This is a genomic window from Auritidibacter ignavus (assembly GCF_003703835.1).
GTDB classification, from domain to species: domain Bacteria; phylum Actinomycetota; class Actinomycetes; order Actinomycetales; family Micrococcaceae; genus Auritidibacter; species Auritidibacter ignavus.
The window spans coordinates 1-1126 of sequence record NZ_RDQR01000052.1; the positions used below are offsets into that span (position 1 = coordinate 1).

3 protein-coding genes and 1 pseudogene are annotated in these 1126 nt (G+C 53.3%); 1 reads left to right on the plus strand and 3 read right to left on the minus strand.

Annotated features, from left to right (window positions below):
• Window position 1 precedes the first annotated feature (1 nt).
• The gene (locus tag DYI20_RS12135) at window positions 2-172 is read left to right on the plus strand and encodes an integrase core domain-containing protein (protein ID WP_122549593.1); all 171 of its coding nucleotides are present in this window, start codon (window positions 2-4) and stop codon (window positions 170-172) included.
• A 34-nt stretch (window positions 173-206) separates the two neighbouring features.
• Here DYI20_RS12135 and DYI20_RS12140 read toward each other — a convergent pair whose 3' ends face one another.
• From DYI20_RS12140 to DYI20_RS12150, 3 genes and pseudogenes are all read right to left on the minus strand, one after another.
• Complete coding sequence (locus DYI20_RS12140; protein WP_110101492.1) at window positions 207-476, minus strand: hypothetical protein; 270 nt, start codon at window positions 474-476, stop codon at window positions 207-209.
• A gap of 135 nt (window positions 477-611) precedes the next feature.
• Window positions 612-860, minus strand: a pseudogene (locus DYI20_RS12145) (integrase core domain-containing protein); the annotation flags it as partial.
• A gap of 63 nt (window positions 861-923) precedes the next feature.
• A partial coding sequence (locus tag DYI20_RS12150; RefSeq protein WP_147472571.1) for an IS30 family transposase occupies window positions 924-1126 on the minus strand: 203 nt, incomplete at its 5' end.

The following is a 1126-nucleotide window of genomic DNA, read 5'->3' on the forward strand; positions in this document are numbered from 1 at the left end:
GATTTATGCTCGGCCCGCTTGGCCGTCAGCTACTGAGGTGGAATTCGAAACGATGAACTGGGTCCACTGGTGGAATACCACCCGATTGCATGAAGCCTTGAACTACCAGACCCCGACCGAAGCCGAAGCCAGTTATCATATGACCCAGGCTCACGTCCTGAGCCCCGTATAGAAAACGGAACAAAACCCAGGGCGCTTCAGTAATCTTAATTTTCTTGTTCTTCTTTTGTGGAAGCAGTGGAGTTATGATCGTGGCTTTCTAAATTGCGTCTACTGGAGTACACCCCAATTTTTGCGGTATATGCCCCTGTGGTAATTACTGCACCGATCACGGTGAAATAAAGAACCATAGCAACAGCCCAGCCAAGGTCGGACATGTCTCGTTGGCCAATCGAATATCGAATGATTTCTGCGATTGACGAAGTTGAAAAACCGATAACCGCACCTGTCAGTGTGGCTTTCGACTTGCTCTTCATGCCTGTTATCTCCTCTGATTATTTCCACATTCAACTATAAGCAGGGTCACAGTAAGCTACTCATTTAGTTAAGCCTTCTTATGGCTTGGGCTGTGTCAAGGATTTCGTACAGTTTCTCGGTGTTTTTCTTGTGTTTCAGGCCGCTGCGGGTGGGTCCGCGGTGGTGGGTTCGTGGTGGTCGGCCCAGGCTCGTGCTGGGGTGCGGTAGCCCAGGCTGGAGTGGCGGCGGCGCCGGTTGTAGAAGACCTCGATGTACTCAGCCACAGCGAACCGCGCCCTGCCCCGAGTGGTGAAGACCTGCTGGTGATACATTTCGTTCTTCAACGTCGCGAAGAATGACTCCGCGGCGGCGTTGTCCCAACAGACCCCGGTCCTGCCCATCGACTGGATAAATCCGTGTTGTTGAGAATAATTAATGAATTCATCTGAAGTATACTCTGGGCAGGTTCAACCGGTGGTTGCAACACCGGCCTGTTTCAGGGATTGTAGTGCTTCGCCGAAGACTTCGGCGGGGGTCTTCAAGCCGAGGGTCTTGCGGGGTCTGTTGTTGAGGGTGTGGGCCACCGCTTCGAGGTCGTCTGCGCTCCAGCGGGACAGGTCGGTGCCCTTGGGGAAGTACTGACGTAGCAGGCCGTTGGTGTTCTCGTTGG

Excerpts from the sequence above, each read along its gene's own strand:
- DYI20_RS12140 (WP_110101492.1), bottom strand. The coding sequence starts at position 476 with ATGAAGAGCAAGTCGAAAGCCACACTGACAGGTGCGGTTATCGGTTTT.